13 protein-coding genes are annotated in these 18,271 nt (G+C 50.0%); 4 read left to right on the forward strand and 9 right to left on the reverse strand.

Features of this window, described 5'->3' with window-relative positions:
- Positions 1–27: 27 nt before the first annotated feature.
- From ACN0YR_RS20400 to ACN0YR_RS20435, 8 genes are all read right to left on the reverse strand, one after another.
- The gene (locus ACN0YR_RS20400; RefSeq protein WP_417851063.1) at positions 28–402 is read right to left on the reverse strand and encodes a DUF1937 family protein; all 375 of its coding nucleotides are present in this window, start codon (positions 400–402) and stop codon (positions 28–30) included.
- Positions 399–1,778 (reverse strand): DNA modification methylase, encoded by a 1,380-nt coding sequence (locus ACN0YR_RS20405; protein ID WP_417851064.1) that lies wholly within the window; start codon positions 1,776–1,778, stop codon positions 399–401. The genes ACN0YR_RS20400 and ACN0YR_RS20405 overlap by 4 nt, the downstream gene beginning before the upstream one ends.
- Entirely contained in the window at positions 1,762–3,582 is a 1,821-nt protein-coding gene (locus tag ACN0YR_RS20410) for a hypothetical protein (protein ID WP_417851065.1), read from the reverse strand. The genes ACN0YR_RS20405 and ACN0YR_RS20410 overlap by 17 nt, the downstream gene beginning before the upstream one ends.
- A complete protein-coding gene (locus ACN0YR_RS20415) occupies positions 3,579–4,667 on the reverse strand; it encodes a toprim domain-containing protein (RefSeq protein WP_417851066.1) in 1,089 nt (362 codons plus the stop codon). The genes ACN0YR_RS20410 and ACN0YR_RS20415 overlap by 4 nt, the downstream gene beginning before the upstream one ends.
- Before the next feature lie 76 nt (positions 4,668–4,743).
- A complete protein-coding gene (locus ACN0YR_RS20420) occupies positions 4,744–6,168 on the reverse strand; it encodes a ParB/RepB/Spo0J family partition protein (RefSeq protein WP_417851067.1) in 1,425 nt (474 codons plus the stop codon).
- Between the two features lie 20 nt (positions 6,169–6,188).
- The gene (locus ACN0YR_RS20425) at positions 6,189–6,473 is read right to left on the reverse strand and encodes a hypothetical protein (RefSeq protein ID WP_417851068.1); all 285 of its coding nucleotides are present in this window, start codon (positions 6,471–6,473) and stop codon (positions 6,189–6,191) included.
- Between the two features lie 71 nt (positions 6,474–6,544).
- Complete coding sequence (locus ACN0YR_RS20430) at positions 6,545–7,087, reverse strand: sigma factor (RefSeq protein ID WP_417851070.1); 543 nt, start codon at positions 7,085–7,087, stop codon at positions 6,545–6,547.
- A 114-nt stretch (positions 7,088–7,201) separates the two neighbouring features.
- Positions 7,202–8,626 (reverse strand): winged helix-turn-helix domain-containing protein, encoded by a 1,425-nt coding sequence (locus ACN0YR_RS20435; RefSeq protein WP_417851071.1) that lies wholly within the window; start codon positions 8,624–8,626, stop codon positions 7,202–7,204.
- Between the two features lie 317 nt (positions 8,627–8,943).
- On the opposite strand from ACN0YR_RS20435, the gene ACN0YR_RS20440 reads away from it, so the two are divergent.
- Genes ACN0YR_RS20440 through ACN0YR_RS20450 form a run of 3 tightly spaced genes read left to right on the forward strand, consistent with a single transcriptional unit; the run spans position 8,944 to position 11,359 of the window.
- A complete protein-coding gene (locus ACN0YR_RS20440) occupies positions 8,944–9,438 on the forward strand; it encodes a DUF2924 domain-containing protein (protein ID WP_417851072.1) in 495 nt (164 codons plus the stop codon).
- Positions 9,435–10,976 (forward strand): recombinase family protein, encoded by a 1,542-nt coding sequence (locus tag ACN0YR_RS20445; RefSeq protein ID WP_417851073.1) that lies wholly within the window; start codon positions 9,435–9,437, stop codon positions 10,974–10,976. The genes ACN0YR_RS20440 and ACN0YR_RS20445 overlap by 4 nt, the downstream gene beginning before the upstream one ends.
- Positions 10,973–11,359, forward strand: a complete 387-nt coding sequence (locus tag ACN0YR_RS20450; RefSeq protein WP_417851074.1) for a hypothetical protein — start codon at positions 10,973–10,975, stop codon at positions 11,357–11,359. The genes ACN0YR_RS20445 and ACN0YR_RS20450 overlap by 4 nt, the downstream gene beginning before the upstream one ends.
- 18 nt (positions 11,360–11,377) lie before the next feature.
- On the opposite strand, the gene ACN0YR_RS20455 is transcribed toward ACN0YR_RS20450, so the two are convergent.
- Complete coding sequence (locus ACN0YR_RS20455; RefSeq protein WP_417851075.1) at positions 11,378–16,177, reverse strand: DUF4011 domain-containing protein; 4,800 nt, start codon at positions 16,175–16,177, stop codon at positions 11,378–11,380.
- A gap of 547 nt (positions 16,178–16,724) precedes the next feature.
- Here ACN0YR_RS20455 and ACN0YR_RS20460 point away from each other — a divergent pair.
- On the forward strand, positions 16,725–18,263 hold the full coding sequence (locus ACN0YR_RS20460) for a type I restriction-modification system subunit M (RefSeq protein ID WP_417851076.1): 1,539 nt from the start codon (positions 16,725–16,727) through the stop codon (positions 18,261–18,263).
- Positions 18,264–18,271 lie beyond the last annotated feature (8 nt).

Consider the following 18,271-nt stretch of genomic DNA (forward strand, 5'->3'; position numbering starts at 1 on the left):
GTGTGGGCGTTTTTTCGTGGGTCGCGTTCACGTGCCACATCGTTTTACCTCCGTCACACGTGGCAACCTTGCGGACCAGTCTGCGGGGTTGTGATACCAGATCGGTTTACCAAATTGTTGTGCGATAACGATCTCAGCCTGCACGCCAACGGATTCTTTCCAGCCATCAAGTTGCAGGACCAGCAGGGCATCGCAGTATCCAAGCAGTTCTTCATCGATGGACTTCCAGAACGACCAGTCCGTGGGGAGGTTCTGTTTCGTTAACGGATGTGCATGGACCACCGGAGAGTACACCGCTTGACCGTGCCTGATCAAATCTGCGGTGACACGACACGCCGCGTGGAATCTCAACTCGCGAACCGATTGATCTTCATGGGAATAGGGTGAAGCCAAATAGATCATGCTGCCACCTCCTCGGCGGAGAGACGCTCAGCTTTCTTGCCAGTAAACTGCTCCCACCGCTGAACGATGACATCGCAATAAAGCGGATCGAGCTCCATCAAAAACGCTTTGCGTCCGGTCTGCTCACACCCCATTAGTGTTGAGCCACTCCCTCCAAACAGGTCGAGCACATTCTGTCCTTTCTTGGAAGAGAACTCGATGGCACGCACCGCGAGTTCCACAGGCTTCTCGGTGAGATGCACCATGCTCTGTGGGTTCACCTTCTTAATGTGCCAGAGGTCGGTGGCGTTGGTGGGACCATAGAACTTATGAGCAGCACCCTCTTTCCAACCGTAGAAGCACCATTCATGCGCCCCCATGAAATCCTTTCGGGTCAACACCGGATGCTGCTTGTCCCAGATAATCGCCTGCGAAAAGTAGAGACCATGCTTCTTCAGGAACGGAGGGTAGTTGGCACAGTTCGCGTAGCCACCCCAGATGTAATACCCACCACCGGGGACCAGAACGCGGGCCGCATTGCCGAACCAGCCATCCAGCAGGACATCGAACTCGTCATCGGTCACGAAGTCGTTAGCCAGGGGACGGTCCTTGGCACGGAGTTTATTAGTGGTCTTCTTCCCTTTTTCGGGATGCCGTTCCAGGTCAAACTTCTGGTGGTGTGTTTTCGATGAAGACTTGTTGAAGCTGCTGTTCCCGGCGGAGATCGCATTATTGGATCTGGGTTCGACTTTGACGTTGTAAGGAGGATCCATGTTGACGAGATGAATCTTGTTCCCATCTAGCAACTCGTCCAGATCAGTAGGACTGGCACTGTCCCCGCACATGAGTCGATGCTGACCGAGGAGATAAATGTCTCCACGCTGAGTCGTGGCTTCATCGGGTGGTTCGGGAACATCATCAACATCGGTGTTGCCAGTCTCGGTTTTCTCTGCCATGAGACCTGTCAGTTCCTCAGCGCTGAACCCCAGCAAATCGAGATCGAACTCCATCTCTCCCAGCGCAGTCAGTTCCAGTGGCAACAGATCGAAGTCCCATTCCGCGATGGTGGCGGTCTGGTTGTCGGCGATGCGGTAGGCTTTGATCTGGGCTTCGGTCAGGCCGTTGGCAACATGGACGGGGACGGTTGTGAGTCCCAGTTGTTGAGCTGCTTTGAATCGGGTATGACCAACGATGATCACGCCGGCATCATCAACCACGATGGGTTGCCGGAATCCAAACTCTTGAATCGAGTTGGCGACGGACTCCACTGCACCAGCATTGATGCGAGGGTTGTTCTCATAAGGAGTGACCTTCTCGAGGGACCATTGTTCAACGCGAAGTTGCTGATCAGCGTTGTTCTTATTGGTCGCTTTGGTGTTTCTAGCGGCAGCGGGCATGGGGGATCTCCTTGGTGGGATCAGGGGAAGAAGTGGGTGGTGAATTCGGAACCGGCGAGAGAGACCAGCCGGAGCGTTGACCGTGTCGTTGGATCAGATGGAAAGATTCGAGATCGGCCAAAGAGCGACGGACGGACCGCAATGGTTGAGCAAGAGATTGAGCAATCTCCTGAGAGCTAACGGCCACTTTTTCTAATATCTCTTTATTAGATTTTGTGGCCGTTAATTGTTGCAGGTGAAGCAATACTTCCATCGCTGAGTCATTTATACGGGGTGTCTCATCATCAATGACCATCAACCCGCATTCTTCGTTACTGAGGACAATGACATCACAGCCATCCTCAAGCACGGTACGACCGCGACCAATCGCTTGAATCAACGCAGCCCGGACCAGATCACGATGTGCAGCTCGCCATCGCTCTTCGTGATAGCCTCGTCCAGTCCATGTTTTCAGATCGCCACGATGAGTCGTTGCCTGCCAGAGAACGTCATCCCACGTTGGATCCGTACAGGCGACCCGTTGTTCACCAACCTGAATCAAGTATTCCAGCACCGCCTGCGAAGGGACACGTGGCGTTCCCAGCACGAGAATAAGATCACACTCCTGATACCAGGCATTGGATGAGCGTTCCTCGCCAGAGCCGTAGTAGGTCGACATCACGATGCGCTGACGAAAGAACTCCTCCAATCTCTCAATTGCCTGCAACTGCGGTCGATGTGTAATCACTCCCACACGACGATAGTGTTGATGCTTCGCCAGAACTCCCCGCATCAATGCAACGGTCACATCGAGTGACGTCTTGCGGGTGATGTCACGCACATATTGAAACGAGAACTTTTTCTGCCCGAGACAACCATCAGGAGTTCCATTCTGCACGGGACGCCCCAGGATTCCCTGCAGGCGTTCGATGGTGAGCGTGGCATCGTTGAACCAGACTGTTTTCCCATGCGGCGGATGATTCTCACGGACGCCGAGAATCGATTTCTGTAACCGCGTTGTTCCCTGTTTCATACCAGCAACATGTTTCTGCACGACAATGATCGTCGATCGCAGCAGGTCACCTCGTATTGCAGAAAGCAGAAACCGCCAGGGAGTCCCACTGAATTTCCGTTGCGACATTTTCGTGGTCCACCACAGAAAGCTTTCATAGCCTGAGGGGAGTTTGATTGTTTCGAGTGGTTCCCACGCTGTCGTCTGCTGAGTCTGGTGGACTGACTGAGACAGCTCATCCACGACGTCAGTCAGAATGTGGGTGACCTGGAGATAGCGTTCGCGTTGAATTTGTTTTGACTGAGCGTCGTACTGATTTCCATCTGCATCGTTGCTGATCCCATCCCCAAACCAGTCCAGCCAGAACGGATCGCTCAACAACTGCTGCAGGTGGTTTTGAACCACTTCGAGATCTGCAACGGACAACGCAACAGTTGGGTTTAAGAGCTGCACGGGATCTTCATGCACGGTGATATAATCACGATCACCACTCAACTCTTCAAAACTGGTGTATTGCACTCGGGCATGCGTTGCGAGCGCGACATCGGCTTCGCTGGCAGTGATCAGTTGCTGCAGATAACCCTGTTGCAGACATTGTTCACGCTGTTCACAACGAAAACAGACAGTCTTGCCCACAGGAAACCCGACCGCTTCGGCTTGATCGGCTTCCGTGTTCCAGCAGTTGGTCAGTTGCAGTTTGGTGTCGACCGTGGTTCTGGCGGGATAGGTGGCGACGTCGATACCGACGGCATCGTAACGCTCGAACTCTTCCTGCAAATTGGCGTGTGTCGGATAGACCAGGAGGTATTTCATCGGCAGGCCTCCCCTAGCAGATCGGGACAGATCATCTCGAAATCGATCGAGGATTTTCCATGACCGGTTCCAGAGCGATCGAGATAGATCCCGGGTTGGTCCAGTGATCGTTTCCGAATCTTGAGCATCAGGTGACGATACTCATCGGCAGCGAGAATATTTCCAGTGGCTGCCAATGGAGCACGTTGAATCGGTGGCGGCTGAATTTTGTGAAGCTGCAGTCCTTGAAGAAAGAGTGCTCCCATCTGTGCGGGTGTCTGCGTGGCGTATTCATTGACCCAGGCACGCAGGTCCTTGGCGTTGTCCGGTGGCAACGCCCACTGGACAGGACGCAACAGGCGCTTGGCTAAATCGGTCGCCGTGTGGATCGCTCCCTCTTTCCCCGGCCAGAGTCCGTTCTCTTTCTGATCCCGCTCACCGAGCACAATGATTTCACGGTCGTCGGGGAACGGTTGCAGCATGGTTCCGAGCAGTGCACAACCGCCACGGTTACTCGGTCGACCAATGACGGAGATGCCGAGCATCATGCCGGCAGCGACATCGGAGGCGCCTTCGACCAATAACAGAGGACCGCTTCCTGTGTCCCAATTGCTGGCATAGGTGAGACCTGCGCTGGAACCTTTCAGGCGACGTTTTGAGTGATTATGTAATCTACGCTGAATGCCAATGACATGGTTGTCGGCATCACGTTCAGGGAAGAACCATGTTTTCTGCAGCGGACAATAACCGACTTCGAGTCGTTGCAAGACTGCGGAATCGAGTCCCAGCTGTTCCTGCAACAGGTTGCAGCCACGCTCAGCGTATGGTTGATAACGTTCTAATTCACACGTCAGGTCAGCCGTGGATCGCTTGGCGGGTGTCTTTGGGAGCGGTGGTAATGAGGGAAGAGGGTGTGGTGAGTAAGTCCTTCGGTCGTTGAGAACGTGTAAATAACCAGCAGCACCTATGTCTTTCATCGAGCCCTGTTCCACCCGTGGACAGATCGCAACGTTTCCATCGCTGGTGACGAGACACCAGTCCGGCTTGCCGCAGATTGGGCAAGGGTGAGAGGAACTGACTCGGATCCAGCCATCAGTGGCTACCATGATGATCCTCTCCTTGACCAGGGATTCTTTGGAGGAGGTGGACAGGAAAGCGGACAAGTCCGTTTTTCACACAATCTCATTGATCATCTCCACGAACGATCTCTTGAAGGGATGCTTGAACACTTCGGCGCACACCCGCCAGGAATGCTGCATCCTCCTGTTCAGCCGCCACCTCCTGTTTAAACAGATCACGATCGATTACGGATTCGATGACGTCGCGGACATAGCCCTGGAGAGTCTCTTCATCAACAGCTTCCAACTCATAAGCTTCAACGTCTGGACCATAGCGTTCCACAAACTGTTGATATCTCGAGTCCGATTTCTTCATGTCGACGCTACGGGGCAGGTTCTGCGACTGCACTTGTTCGTACGTCAACGCCGCCTTGATGGGGACAATGGATGAAATCCCATAGTCATCTCGCAGACTGCGACAGAAAGCCTCTGCGATACAATCTCCCGAGGGATCAAAATCCGATGCGACAATCAGAATCAGTTGTTCTTTACCACTCTGCTCGTAGTTGACTGCGATATCGTGAATACGCTCATGAGAACTGAATCCACGTCCACTGCTGATGGGAATGCGGTAATCAGATGCGACACTGCGGAGGATGGAGTAAACCGTATTCTTCTCGACATGCAGGTGAAGATAGTTCGGCTGACTCTGTTGGAGATTCCGCCAGTAACCATGAAACAATCCGGAGAGCTCGTTTCTTAAAAACTGACGCGGGTTGGGGAGAACATCCCATGAGGTGTGGGGACGAGTTTCATCACCGATGGCATCCCAGGGGACCTCTCCAATCAGACGTGCCCGGGTAATCAGGTTGCTGAGATCTTTACTGCACTGCAACGTGTTTTCATAAAACCCGGGCTTTGAAGCATGTCGAAGTGGAGGATCATTTAGTAATTTGTAATGAACTTTTCGTTCCCCAACTGGCCAGTAGGGGCGCAGTTCCTGAAGCACACGTTGAATGGCTTTCAGCATCGGTCGTTTCGCAGCGGTAATTCTCGATCTTCGTTTCCGAGCACCAAGAGGCATCTGGGTGATTTTGACTTCTGCAGCATTCCGGCGATGTTGGATCAGCGCTTGATACGCTTCCTCTGGCTCAACAGTGAGCATCTCTTCCCGCAGACGCTCATCATGTGTTTTTTCGCGTTGACGGTTGTACTCGCGTAGTAGCAGCACAAAACGGTCAATATCAGCCTCTCTTCTCAACAGTTCGATACGGACAGGCACTGATCTCAGACCCGCAATACCGGCAGCGCAATAACGGCGGTGCCCAGATAAGATGTAGCCATCTTGTGTGACGACCAGCGGTTCGCGAAGACCATGCTCCTGAATACTGGCAGCTAACGCTCGAATTTCTGGATCATTGGGATCAATGGGACGATACAGAGTGTCGTTTTCTGGAGCAGGTGTGATCTCATCGAGTCCTTTCTCGCAAAAACGGACTTGTCCGGTTTTTGAGTTATTCTGAAGTTGCGTCTTGCAGATGGTCATCATTTGCTCCTTCAATATTCGAGCTACACTGACGCAGCGACAGGTGTTTCACATCTACGAACTTCAAAGTCTGTGGCGCGGAACTCACGCCGTAAAAAACCAATCAAGATCCGGTTCAGATCACATCCAACGTTTGTGTCGGAGTCGATCACGAGCGAACGCTCGTCTTCATCCAGGACATGTGCAGCATCAAGGCGGACCTGACTTTCGCCATGCAGCGACTCAGTCGCCCAGATCGAGAGCAATAACGATGCTTCAACTTCGTGCATCGCAACATTGTCAGTGAATGTGTAATGGTGAGCGGTCATTTTTAGTTCCTCAAACAATGTTGAAACCCTCTACTATTAACTTACGAGTGGCAGCTAAAAACTGTCCTCATTTATTTCCAATAATCTGTGAGACCTGCAGAAGAGAACTCTTTTCGCAGTGATACGATTCGTCGATAAATGTTTGAACGACACTGGTTTAAGTGCTTGGCAGCATCTGCGGTGCGAAAGCGAGAAAGTTGATCGCAAAGCCGTCGATCACGTTGCGGAATCTGTGAGAGAACATTGTTGAGGTCGATGGTGCGATCACACTGATCAGATTCCGGATCAATCGACACACCGTGATGTCGGAGGCGTTCGATATCCTCGAGTCTTTCTGCGACTCGACTGACACGTGGATCACTTAAGCTGAGAGTCGCTCTTTGACGGGAGAGTTGGTGGTGGAGATCTGTCGTGCGATTGTTCACGACCGCCTTCACAAACGTTGTCCAGGAACCTCGACCAGGATTGAATTGATCTCGCCGGCGCAACAGATGCAGCGTCAATTCGGATACAACGTCTTCACGATCCCAATCTGCACGCTGAGCGGTCTTTGTCAGTAAGATTGACTTTTGATAGATATAGTTTTTGGCGAAGACATCAATGTCATGGTCCATGGTCGCACCTCGGTGTGGAGTAAATTCCAAGCCGTGGTAGGATTGACTATGCCCTTAAAACGCGGTTGTCATCAGCTTCAAAGTTCCCTCAAAATGTTTTTTTGAGGGGATTTCTTATCCATTTTTAAGTTGAAACTTGAATTCCAGTCTCCAAGCGGCATTCTCACCACGATCAAGAGCTGGAATTGGGTCAACTTTGTCTGTTAAGCACAGGCATTTCCGCAGCGAACCACGAATCGTGCTGATCGTTTGATTGACGGTATTGTCTTGAACTGCGATCCCATTCCATACCTCGTCTAGCGCTTCCTGCCTTGTCAATGTTCGGTGTTTAGAGTTTGCGATGAGCTCGAATAGTGCATATGGTTTTCCTGAGAGACTGAAATCTCGGCCATTGAAACGATATCCACCTGGAAGAAATTCGAGAATCGGATCTTCTGGCTGCTCACTCAAGGTTTCAATCTTTGATTCATCGTTTGCAAAAGTTGTATGACTCGTTGATAGGCTCGTGACTTCTCCACAAGTCTCTGCTCCACTTGTTAAGAGTTCAGAATCAATGTTCTCTGAAACCTGATCTACCGAGCGAGATTCTATTTGTGCTTCTTCTAGCTCCTTGATCGCGATCGCCTCCTTCAATTTTCGAATTTCACTATTCAAATCGATGTAGAGGCTCTGCAAGTTGTCTTTTTTGGTAACTAAGTCTTCCCATGCTCGTTTCATTTCTTCTTCTGTTGGATTCTGATCGGAAGTAAGCATTCGATAATGTGGAAGGCAACTTAACGGTTCGAGTAACAAATTCTGTAGTTGCGAGTAAATGTCACGTATATTCAGTAATTCGCTAGGCCAGTCGAGATCGATAACATTCAGATATTCCGGTGGTGGATCATCCCATTTACTGCGCCATCGATTCGGGTCGACTTTATATTGCCCGAATAATTTGTATTTCATTCCTAATTCTTCGTTGGTTAAGTGACGTCCTTCTCCGCCCCAATCGTTGAGACTGCGAATTAAGATCGCCAAATAATGAGCCACTTCATCAGAATTGCTCACCAAGTCCAACTCATGAGAGAGTATTCCGGTCTTCATAAAGACTGGAGTTTTTTCAACCCAAAAGCTGAATGGGCGAACCTCAGGCTCCTTTGGTTCCCGCTGCTTTTGTTCCCAGAGATCCCACGCATCAGCCAATTGATCTGGAACATCAAATCCGGATTGCATCAGAAAATGAGCAGCTTCGAATGGCTCGATGCCTCTTCCTCTGGGTGGCTCGGTAGATTCCCAAATTTGTGATGCTGAATTTAATTGGCAGCACTCATATTGAAGCATCAGATAACGGTCGTCTTTTAATTGATAGAGAATCCGGAAACTCTTTCCTAAAAAGTCATAGGACGCATTCAAAGTAACGACCCATCGATCAATGGCATCGTTCAATGCGACGAACCAGGTCCCAGGCGCGATCCGCGTCTTCACGCTCTCGAAACGAAAGCTCTGCTCAATTCGAACTTTTTGGTCTGGGGATTTGGATTCGCGACGCTTTCCAAACATAGTCACGATACCTTTCAGAATATTGCGGACAGTTTCTAGCTTTGACCCGTAAGTTAACAGATAGAGGAATTGTCATTCGTTCAAAGTGAAAATGTCAACATGGATTCGGTTCAACGGAATCATCGAAGCTCTGCTCAGAGCTCATCCAGTCAACTCGCAATCTTGCTGGCAAGCGCCCTTGTAAGGCTCAAAGCTCGGGATTCAGAAGCAACATGCCTTGCAACTTCTTCCGAGATACCGCTCAGTGTGTCACCCACGGGTTTACGGTCGCGAGAGTCGCGAATGCCCCTCAAAACTGACCAACAGGAGAAGAAGGCATGCCATTAGACATTGATGCAGAAGTGGCGGAGATGGAATCGATGACCATCACTAAACTGAGCCAACGTTACGAAGAACTGTTTCATGAACCAGCCCGTAGCGGTAATCGCATCTGGCTCATCAAGCGCATTGCCTGGCGGTTACAGGCGAACGAGTTTGGTGATTTGTCAGAACGAGCACGTCAGCGAGCACTAGAGATTGCCGACGACCGTGAGATACGAATCAAAGCCCCCACATCTCTCGCTGTGGAACCAGCTCCATCACGAATCAGAAAGGGGAAGATCAACGTTGATCAGGATCGTCGACTTCCCGTGGCGGGAGCGGTCATTGAACGGAAGTACAAAGGGAACACGTATCGGGTTCTCGTGCTGGAAGAGGGGTTCGAGTATCAGAATCAGGTCTACAACTCGCTCAGCGCTGTGGCGAAGGCGATCACCGGTTCGCACTGGAATGGATATCTGTTCTTCAGGTTGAAGAAGGGAGGTGCACAATGAGTCCGGCAGCACCACCAAGAAATCTCTCTCGTAAGAAATCGTCCACACCAACGATTCGCTGTGCCATTTACACCAGGAAATCGACCGAGGAAGGACTCGAGCAGGAGTTCAATACACTCGATGCCCAGCGGGAATCAGCTGAAGCCTATATTGTTTCCATGAAGCATGAAGGTTGGACCTGCGTTTCCCGGCACTACGATGATGGAGGCTATACCGGGGGGAACATCGAACGCCCGGCATTGAAGCAGCTGTTGCAGGACATCGAGAACGGGGAAATCGACTGCGTCATCGTATACAAGGTTGATCGCCTTTCCCGCTCGCTGACGGACTTCTCCAGACTGATGGACACGTTCGACAAACACAATGTCTCGTTCGTCTCCGTCACGCAGCAGTTCAATACCACAAGTTCTATGGGGCGGCTGACACTCAACATCCTGCTGTCGTTCGCTCAGTTCGAACGGGAACTCATCTCCGAACGAACCCGGGATAAAATGGGAGCAGCCAGACGCAAGGGAAAATGGTGTGGTGGGAGTCCGGTCTTTGGGTATGACCTCATCGATCGCAAACTGGTGGTCAATGAGGTGGAAGCCAGACAGGTGCGGGAGATCTTTGAGTTGTACCTGGAGCTGAAATCGACTCATCAGGTACTCAACGAAATCGAACAGCGGGGATACCGGACTAAGGTCTGGACCACACGCAAAGGTAAACTCAAAGGCGGAACACCGTTCACCAAGAACACGCTGCTGTATTTGCTCCGCAATGTCGCTTACATCGGCAAGGTTTCTTATGACAATGAAATTTACGCTGGAGAGCACGAGGCGGTGGTTTCCGAGAAAATCTTTCACGAGACGCAACTTCGGTTGCAACATAACGCCCAGCTTGGTGGGAAGAGGGAAAAAACGAAGAGCTCCTCGCTCCTAGCGGGACTGGTGCGTTGTCGGGCCTGTGAGGCGGCGATGGTGCAAAGTACCACCAAGCGGGGGAACCGTCGCTACAGATACTATGTCTGTAGCCATGCCCAGAAACGTGGGTACGACAAATGTCCCGCGCCCACGGTTTCTGCCTCCGAATTGGAAAAGTTTGTGATTGATCAGATTCGGGAAGTCGGACGGAATCCAGAATTGAGGGAGGAAGTTCTGCGGGAACTACAGCGACAGGTTGAAATTCGAAATGCCGAGCAGAGTAATCGCCAATCCAACCTCGAAGAAGAACTGAAAGCGCTGTGCCAGCAACTGCGTGATGCAGCCATTGATCAGCGATCGCCACAGCGTCTGGCAGATCTGAACGAACTGATCATGAAGAAGCAGACTGAGATCGAACGATTGAAAAAGCGGACAAGTCCGTTTTCTGAGATTGAGACGACGGATGTGGAGAAGTTGCTCAGTGAATTTGATGACGTCTGGGATGAGATGACGAAGGGGGAACAGCAACAGACTCTTCAACTGCTGGTCGAACGGATCGACTATGACGGTGCCCAGGGCGAGGTCACGGTGACATTCTCAGAATGTGGAGCCGCATTGTTGGAGGATGCAGAATGAGTCGGACGATTACGAAGAAGTTCACCGAGACCAATGGACGTTGTGGTCAGCGCCGCATGGAGGAGTGCGATGAGGATCCACGACCAGTTCCCGAAGGTCGGTTACCGAGAATTACCAAGCTGATGGCGCTGGCGATCCGGTTTGAGAAACTGATCCGGGATGGTGTTGTTGAGAACCAGGCTGAAATTGCACAACTTGGAATGATCTCACGGGCACGGGTGACTCAGATCATGAATCTGCTGAACCTGGCACCGGAGATTCAGGAGGAGATCCTGTTTCTGCCAAGAGTAGAGAAGGGAAAGGATCCGGTGACGTTGAAGGGGGTGTTGCCGGTGGCTGCGGAGGTGAGTTGGGAACGGCAACTGCTCATCTGGAAATCCTGATTCGACATAAATTGAAGATTAGAGCAGTTGACCTTCGGAAGTAGTCATGCGAAATATTTTCTCGCAGGATTCCCAGTTTTTAATCGACAACACACTGTCGCTGGACTCGACCGCTTCCCTAGCAACCAAATTTTCAAGGACCGAATCAAAGTGAGATTGAACTTTTACCGTGAGTCGCTTAATACCAAATACTGACGCTGCAGCTTTTAGAAGTTCCTCTTTTTCTGCATTACCGTTCTCATGTAACAGCAGGACAATTGCTAGCCCAATTTCTGACTCTGGAATATTCTCTGCTTTTTTTAATCCGGAACTCGTGACAGACGACCGGTCTCGTACCACCACTTCTTGTAGTGGAACAGTTTCTATAAAATCTCCTATATATTGAACTTCCCCTCGTCGCTGTAAACGTAGAACTGACTCCTCAACTGAACGGACGACTCGCTTCCCTGCTTTTGAATTGGTCAGTGAAGCTAATCTTCTTGCAAGCTCAGCTGAGTGAATCGGACTCTCTAACCTTAGAACCTTCAAGCAGTATTTATCGATCGTATCAGAATGCATCTCTGGCAGAGGATTGAGTGCAATGATTTCGAATGACGCTTCCCGATATGGCTCAACCTGAAATCCATGCCCCGTTTGAGTGGCGTCTTCAACCTCTTCCACTTCCTGGACATTTGCTGTTGCTAATTCTCTCTGATTCCCGCCTGAATCCAGTATTTCCTCAGATGATGTTCGCACTGCTTCGATTTGTGAAATGACTTTTCGGAGCTCAACCTCCGGATTCTGATACCAGTCAGTGCTCCAAATTCGGTGAATCCTCCAACCTCGCGCTTTCAGTACTTCTTCACGAAGCCTGTCACGATCTCTCGCTGATCGAGATGAATGGTATGCTGCCCCATCGCACTCGATTCCAATCAGATAACGACCTGGTTGCTGAGCATCGACTATGGCAAGGTCAATGAAAAAACCAGCAATTCCAACTTGGCATTCGACGTCATAACCATAATTGGCAATTTGGTTCGCAACTTCCCTTTCAAAATCTGAATCAAAACCTCGACCAGTAATTTCACCAACGTCCGAATAACCATTCTCAGCAAATTGAAGATACTTTTTAAGGCCCACCACGCCTCGTGCATGTGCTTTATGAAGATCAATGTCGTTGGCTGTAATTGATGAGAAAACCACGCACTTCTGTTTGGCACGACTGATAAGTACATTCAACCGCCGCTCACCACCTTCCCGATTGAGAGGGCCATAGCTCTGCGTCATGTAACCGTCCTTGTCTTTTCCATATCCAACAGAAATGAAAATGACGTCTCGTTCATCTCCTTGAACATTCTCCAGATTTTTAACGAAAAATGGTTCTGATCCTGAGGATTGGAAAAATGAAAACGTTTCAGGATTGTCTCGTTCCAGCAATTCTAATTCATCGAGAATGGCATCTCGTTGACTCACGGAAAATGCTGCAACGCCCAATGAAAGGTCAGGAGTTGTTTGGGCGTGATTGATTATTGCTTCCGCGACCCTCCTGGCTTCAATTGGGTTGTCGGACTTGCCTCCACGGTCATACGCTCCATCTTCAACGAATTCAAAATGGACACCGTGTTCATTACTATCTCGAATTGGACTTGGGACGACGTACAAATCATTCCCATAGTATTCGGAGTTTGAAACAGCGATAAGTGATTGATGTTGGCTGCGGTAATGCCATCGAAGCATCTTCTGCCGCATTCCACGAGCGAGGCAAAGTCCTAAAATACTTTCCAAATCTCTGGCAGACTGCGATTCATCCTTTTCGTCAACTTCGGCTGATCGACTAAAAAATCGTGTCGGGGGAAGCTGTTTGTCATCACCCACAACAACCATTTGTTTACAACGAGCCGCCGCTCCCAAAGCATCGACTGGTTCAACCTGACTCGCTTCATCAATGAGCAAGAGGTCGAACTCAACAGCACCCGGCTCAAGATACTGCGCGACGGAAAGGGGACTCATCATGAAAACGGGTTTAATGCGTTGAATCGCTGGCCCTGCTTCTTTGATCAATCTTCGAATCGCTAGATGTCGCGACTTCTTTTGAATTTCATGGCGAACCGTCTTCATCCCGCCCAGATTTCCACTCGGAATATTCGCCAGATGAAAGCCTGCTACATCGTCACGATTGGTTTCAATCATCTTGTGATCCGCTTCGCGAAATCGCTGTCGGATTGTTTCATGTCCGAGACCAGAGAACTCTGCAAGTTCGGGGGATTCAGAATACATCACACGCAGGATTTGTTCGAGATATTTCAACTCGAACAAATTTACCGCAAAGTCAGGATCAATTTCGCCATGATCGATGAGTGTGACAACGGGCGCTAATCCTTCCTCAATGAGAAGTTCTCGTTTGAGACGGTACCTGATCCAGTTCGGCAATGAATCGAAATTGCTGTCCAGATTCTCCAGCCATTGCATCGTCAGTTGCAGTGGCAGACTCGCCATTGCGTCTGTGCCGAAATGAGTTTGACAATCGAAAGCAAGCAAATCCTCCACTTGCTTAATTTGGTGATTGAATTCTGGAGTCAGCCGAGAAATTTCATTGACGTAGTGTTCTAGAACGCTGCTCTCCGTTTTCAGCTTTGAATAAATCAGTCTGAATTTCTTATGAACGTTTTGCTGAGCACAATTTTGAATCCAGTCCAGGATTTCCCTCAGCTTTCCCCAATCGGAAGATTCACTTTTCCAGAGAGTCCCAAATGCTTCTTGGCAGACCTGTAAGATCGTGACATCGCCATTGAGCGTTCTCTCAAAATTCTGTAGTGCTAGCAGGTCGTCAATAATTTTCAGTTGTGATTCGAGATCCGTAGGAGGAGCTGAACGTAAAATCTCTCGGAGAGTATTCTGTGCCTCACGATATTTTTTGTTGAAAATCCTGAAAAGGAAAAACTGCCGGCCGTATGCATTGAGATGACGACGGGTTTCATCGATCTTGACATCCATGACGCCATCATTGAGCTTTCCATCCAGACAAATTTTCGCTTCTAAACTCTGTTCACCAAGTTCAACCACTTCTTGAATCGTTTTGAAACGTGTTTGCCAATGGTCACTGGCGATCGCTTCTCGATCCAGGTCCGGAGCCCGCGAAAGGCAGTCTGCAATTGTCGTGAGGCTACCGAGGGAAGATAAGTCGAATTCTTCTTCGTTCGCAGATATTTTCAGAAGACGACTCAATCTCAGTCCAAGTTCCAGCAGCTTCGAAACGGTGTCGAGACAGTTCTGAATTGCAGTTTGGAGAGCCTCTTGGTCCGTACGTATGAGAGTGCTGCACCGTGTGTTTCGGAATGAGTGCTCGTGTGGAGCCCCAGTTTGCTCGACCAGGTCTATGAGCGATTCGAGCTGGATTTTGAGCTCTTTAAACTTCGACTCATCCCACTCGGTCGCGCCGTCGAACTGAAGCGTCCGCTGCTGAACAGACTGAGCCCCGATTTCTTCATGCAAATAGACGAGTCGTCCCATAACTGAAAACGGCGTCTTGCCTGAGTTTCGGAATGGTGAATGCAGCGCATCAGCCGTCTTATTCAGTTGCTTTCTCAACTGGTCGACCGAATCATGAACAAGGTGATCCGCCACTGGTTTGGAAGAGCGCAGCCGTAAGGTCCGCGACAACTCCTCAAGAACGGTCTTCTTTCGCGATTTGTTACTGTGCAATTCCAGGCAGATCTGCCCTAAGCCAATTGATTCAAGGCGGCTTTTCACAACATTGAGTGCAGCCATCTTCTCAGAGAGAAACAGCACTCGCTTTCCCTCTTTCACTGCAGTCGCGATGAGATTCGTAATTGTCTGGGATTTCCCGGTTCCGGGTGGACCTTGAATGACCAGGTTTTTGCCTTTGCGAATCTCTTCAATAGCTTCCATTTGTGAACTGTCGGCATCGACGACGTGAATCATGTTTCTGGCTGGCAAGTATTCATCGATTCGATCATCGTTGTGGAATGTCTCTTCAGATTGTGGAAACTCATCAACCAGCAGGTTGGAGAGGACATCCTTGTCATTGAGGCCTTCTGATGCTGGCCACGATTGAGGGTCGAGGTCTCGGTACATCAGAAATTTCGCAAACTGGAAGAAGTTTAACTGAATATCATTGCGCAAGACCTCCCAGTTCGCTTTAGATTCAATCGCCCTGCTGACAAAATCGAAGTATTCTTCGACGTTCAAGTCTTCAAGCTCGGGAAGTTCCGGCAGGACCACTCCAAACTCAGACTTCAGTTTTAATTGAAGTGAAAGATTCGTCGAAAGTTCCTCCTCGCTGAATGTGAGTTTGAAGCTGGAATTGACATCATTTCGAGTGATTTCAATCGGAATCAAAATCAGCGGAGCAAAACGGTCACGATCAGAGGAGTCGCTCTCTCTCCACTTTAAAAATCCGAGTGCAAGGTAGAGCGGACTGACGCCTTGCTCTTCGACGAATGTCCTGGAGTCCGTCTGCAGGTCTCTAAGTCGCCCTTGAAGTTTTTTCGGAGGAAGGTCGGTCTGAAGTTTCGTGTCGAGGAAATGGCCTGGGGAATCATCTTCGGATTCAGCTGCCATGAACGCCAGCAGTTGCTCCTTGCGGCTGTCGACCGCGTCTTCCTCCTCCTCCTTGTCATCTCCCAATGGCAGAAACGTCATCGCTTTCTTTTGGATGACCAGTAAGTCAAAAATGTCAGAGGATCGCTCGTGTACGATCTCAATCTGCTTCGCCCGTTTTTGCTTTCTTGGCGTGCTGATTAATCGATTTCGGTTTCCAATATCCAGGAGCTGTTCACGATCCTTATTCAGGATTTCACTCACTGTCAAATGACTCATTTCGTGCCCGTTCACGTTCGGTAGGATTTATTTTCTATTCACATTCGCCCGGCATCCCTACCTGCGGCTTTTTATTTTTGATTTATCGAATGGATTACCATGTCGCTATGTACAATCACCACCAACGTTGTTGGGAGTTGCATAATCCAGTGAACACTACGCTACTCTGCGGCGTATCAAACTTGCAACTTTCAGCAAAGGATGATTTTATCAATCGTCACGATGAAATCGAATTTGCGCTGTGAAGGCTTTGAAGCTGGACAAGTTGGACAAGCTTTACCAATTCAACATAGAACAAATAGTCTCTTAGGGCACAATCTTCTTCAGACGTTTGGTCAAATTCGGCTCTCAAAGTCCTCGCATCCCTGTTGCTCTGTTGATCCTGCCAGCTGTCACTTTGATTGCTCTCTGGCAAATTGTTTTTCTGACGTTAGTCTTTGACGTTGAATAGCCCCATTTTTTTATCAGGAAGAGATTTCCAGAATCCCTGGATTTTTAACCGAATGCTGTGGCAGTCGCAGATGGACCTGATCAAAGGAAACACAAATTGATTACCGGCGATATCAAGAGCAAGATCGACAAAATCTGGGACGCCTTCTGGGCGGGTGGGATTGCGAATCCGCTGGAAGTGATTGAGCAAATCACGTACTTGCTGTTCATCAAACGTCTGGATGACCTGCATACGCTGGAAGAGAACAAGTCCAATCGTACGAAGAAGCCGATGGAGCGACGGATTTTCCCAGAAGGCAAGGACGCAAAGAAACGCTCTTACGAAGACCTTCGCTGGTCACGGTTCAAACACTTTGAGCCGCAGGAAATGTTTGAAGTCATGGGGGAACATGTCCTTCCATTCTTGCGGAATCTGGGGGGGGATGGATCGACTTATGCCCATCACATGAAAGATGCTCGCTTCACGATTCCCACTCCGGCGCTCCTGGCGAAAGTGGTCGACATGATCGATCAGGTCCCCATGGAAGACCGCGATACCAAGGGGGACTTGTATGAATACATGCTCGGCAAGATCGCCACAGCTGGGCAAAACGGACAGTTCCGCACGCCTCGGCACATCATTCAATTGATGGTTGAATTGACTGCCCCTTCTCCGACAGACGTCATTTGCGATCCAGCCTGTGGGACGGCGGGCTTTCTGGTTGCAGCGGGGGAATATCTGCGCGACAACCACCCCGAAGTGCTCCGCGATGCCAAACTCAAAAAACATTTTCATGGCGACATGTTCCACGGGTTTGACTTCGACAACACAATGCTGCGGATCGGCAGTATGAATATGTTGCTGCACGGCGTTGAGAATCCGAACATTGTCTACCGCGATTCATTGGCTGAGGAACATGGTGCGGAAGAGGAAAAGTATTCGCTGGTGCTGGCGAATCCTCCGTTTGCGGGTTCGCTCGATTATGAATCATGCTCCAAAAACTTACAGCAGATCGTGAAGACGAAGAAGACCGAACTGTTATTCGTGGCGTTGTTTCTGCGTCTGTTGAAACCGGGAGGCAGAGCGGCGCTGATCGTGCCTGATGGGGTGTTGTTCGGTTCGTCGAAGGCACACAAGACGCTGCGGAAGATGTTGGTCGAGGATCAGAAGCTGGACGGGATCATCTCGATGCCGGGCGGCGTCTTCAAGCCGTATGCGGGCGTCTCGACAGCGATCGTGTTGTTCACCAAGACCAACTCAGGCGGCACTGAGCACGTCTGGTTCTACGATATGCAGGCGGATGGCAAGTCGCTGGACGATAAACGAACCGAGTTGCTCCCATCGGAGAAGCAAGGTCCGGTGCCGACGGCGAAGCTGACCAAGGAGGAGCACGTCAAGAACAACCTGCCCGACATCTTGCAGCGATGGAGCAAGCGGGACAAGTCCGAGCGAAAGAATGAGAGGACGGCGCAGAGCTTCTGTGTGCCGAAGTCGGACATTGTTGAGGAAGGTTATGACTTGTCGATCAACCGTTACAAGGAAGTCGTCCACGAAGAAGTCGAGCATCGCCCACCGCAAGAGATTCTGGATGAATTGGAAAGCATCGAGAAAGAGATTACCACGGGCATGAAAGAGCTTCGTCGAATGTTGAATTAGTGCAGATG

The sequence above is a fragment of the Thalassoglobus sp. genome (genome assembly GCF_048270125.1).
GTDB lineage: Bacteria > Planctomycetota > Planctomycetia > Planctomycetales > Planctomycetaceae > Thalassoglobus.

Bases quoted from the DNA above. Each gene is read 5' to 3' on its own strand.
- ACN0YR_RS20430 (WP_417851070.1), bottom strand. From the start codon at position 7,087: ATGGACCATGACATTGATGTCTTCGCCAAAAACTATATCTATCAAAAG.
- ACN0YR_RS20445 (WP_417851073.1), top strand. From the start codon at position 9,435: ATGAGTCCGGCAGCACCACCAAGAAATCTCTCTCGTAAGAAATCGTCC.
- ACN0YR_RS20450 (WP_417851074.1), top strand. From the start codon at position 10,973: ATGAGTCGGACGATTACGAAGAAGTTCACCGAGACCAATGGACGTTGT.
- ACN0YR_RS20435 (WP_417851071.1), bottom strand. From the start codon at position 8,626: ATGTTTGGAAAGCGTCGCGAATCCAAATCCCCAGACCAAAAAGTTCGA.
- ACN0YR_RS20415 (WP_417851066.1), bottom strand. From the start codon at position 4,667: ATGGTAGCCACTGATGGCTGGATCCGAGTCAGTTCCTCTCACCCTTGC.
- ACN0YR_RS20400 (WP_417851063.1), bottom strand. From the start codon at position 402: ATGATCTATTTGGCTTCACCCTATTCCCATGAAGATCAATCGGTTCGC.
- ACN0YR_RS20420 (WP_417851067.1), bottom strand. From the start codon at position 6,168: ATGATGACCATCTGCAAGACGCAACTTCAGAATAACTCAAAAACCGGA.
- ACN0YR_RS20455 (WP_417851075.1), bottom strand. From the start codon at position 16,177: ATGAGTCATTTGACAGTGAGTGAAATCCTGAATAAGGATCGTGAACAG.
- ACN0YR_RS20425 (WP_417851068.1), bottom strand. From the start codon at position 6,473: ATGACCGCTCACCATTACACATTCACTGACAATGTTGCGATGCACGAA.
- ACN0YR_RS20405 (WP_417851064.1), bottom strand. From the start codon at position 1,778: ATGCCCGCTGCCGCTAGAAACACCAAAGCGACCAATAAGAACAACGCT.
- ACN0YR_RS20410 (WP_417851065.1), bottom strand. From the start codon at position 3,582: ATGAAATACCTCCTGGTCTATCCGACACACGCCAATTTGCAGGAAGAG.
- ACN0YR_RS20440 (WP_417851072.1), top strand. From the start codon at position 8,944: ATGCCATTAGACATTGATGCAGAAGTGGCGGAGATGGAATCGATGACC.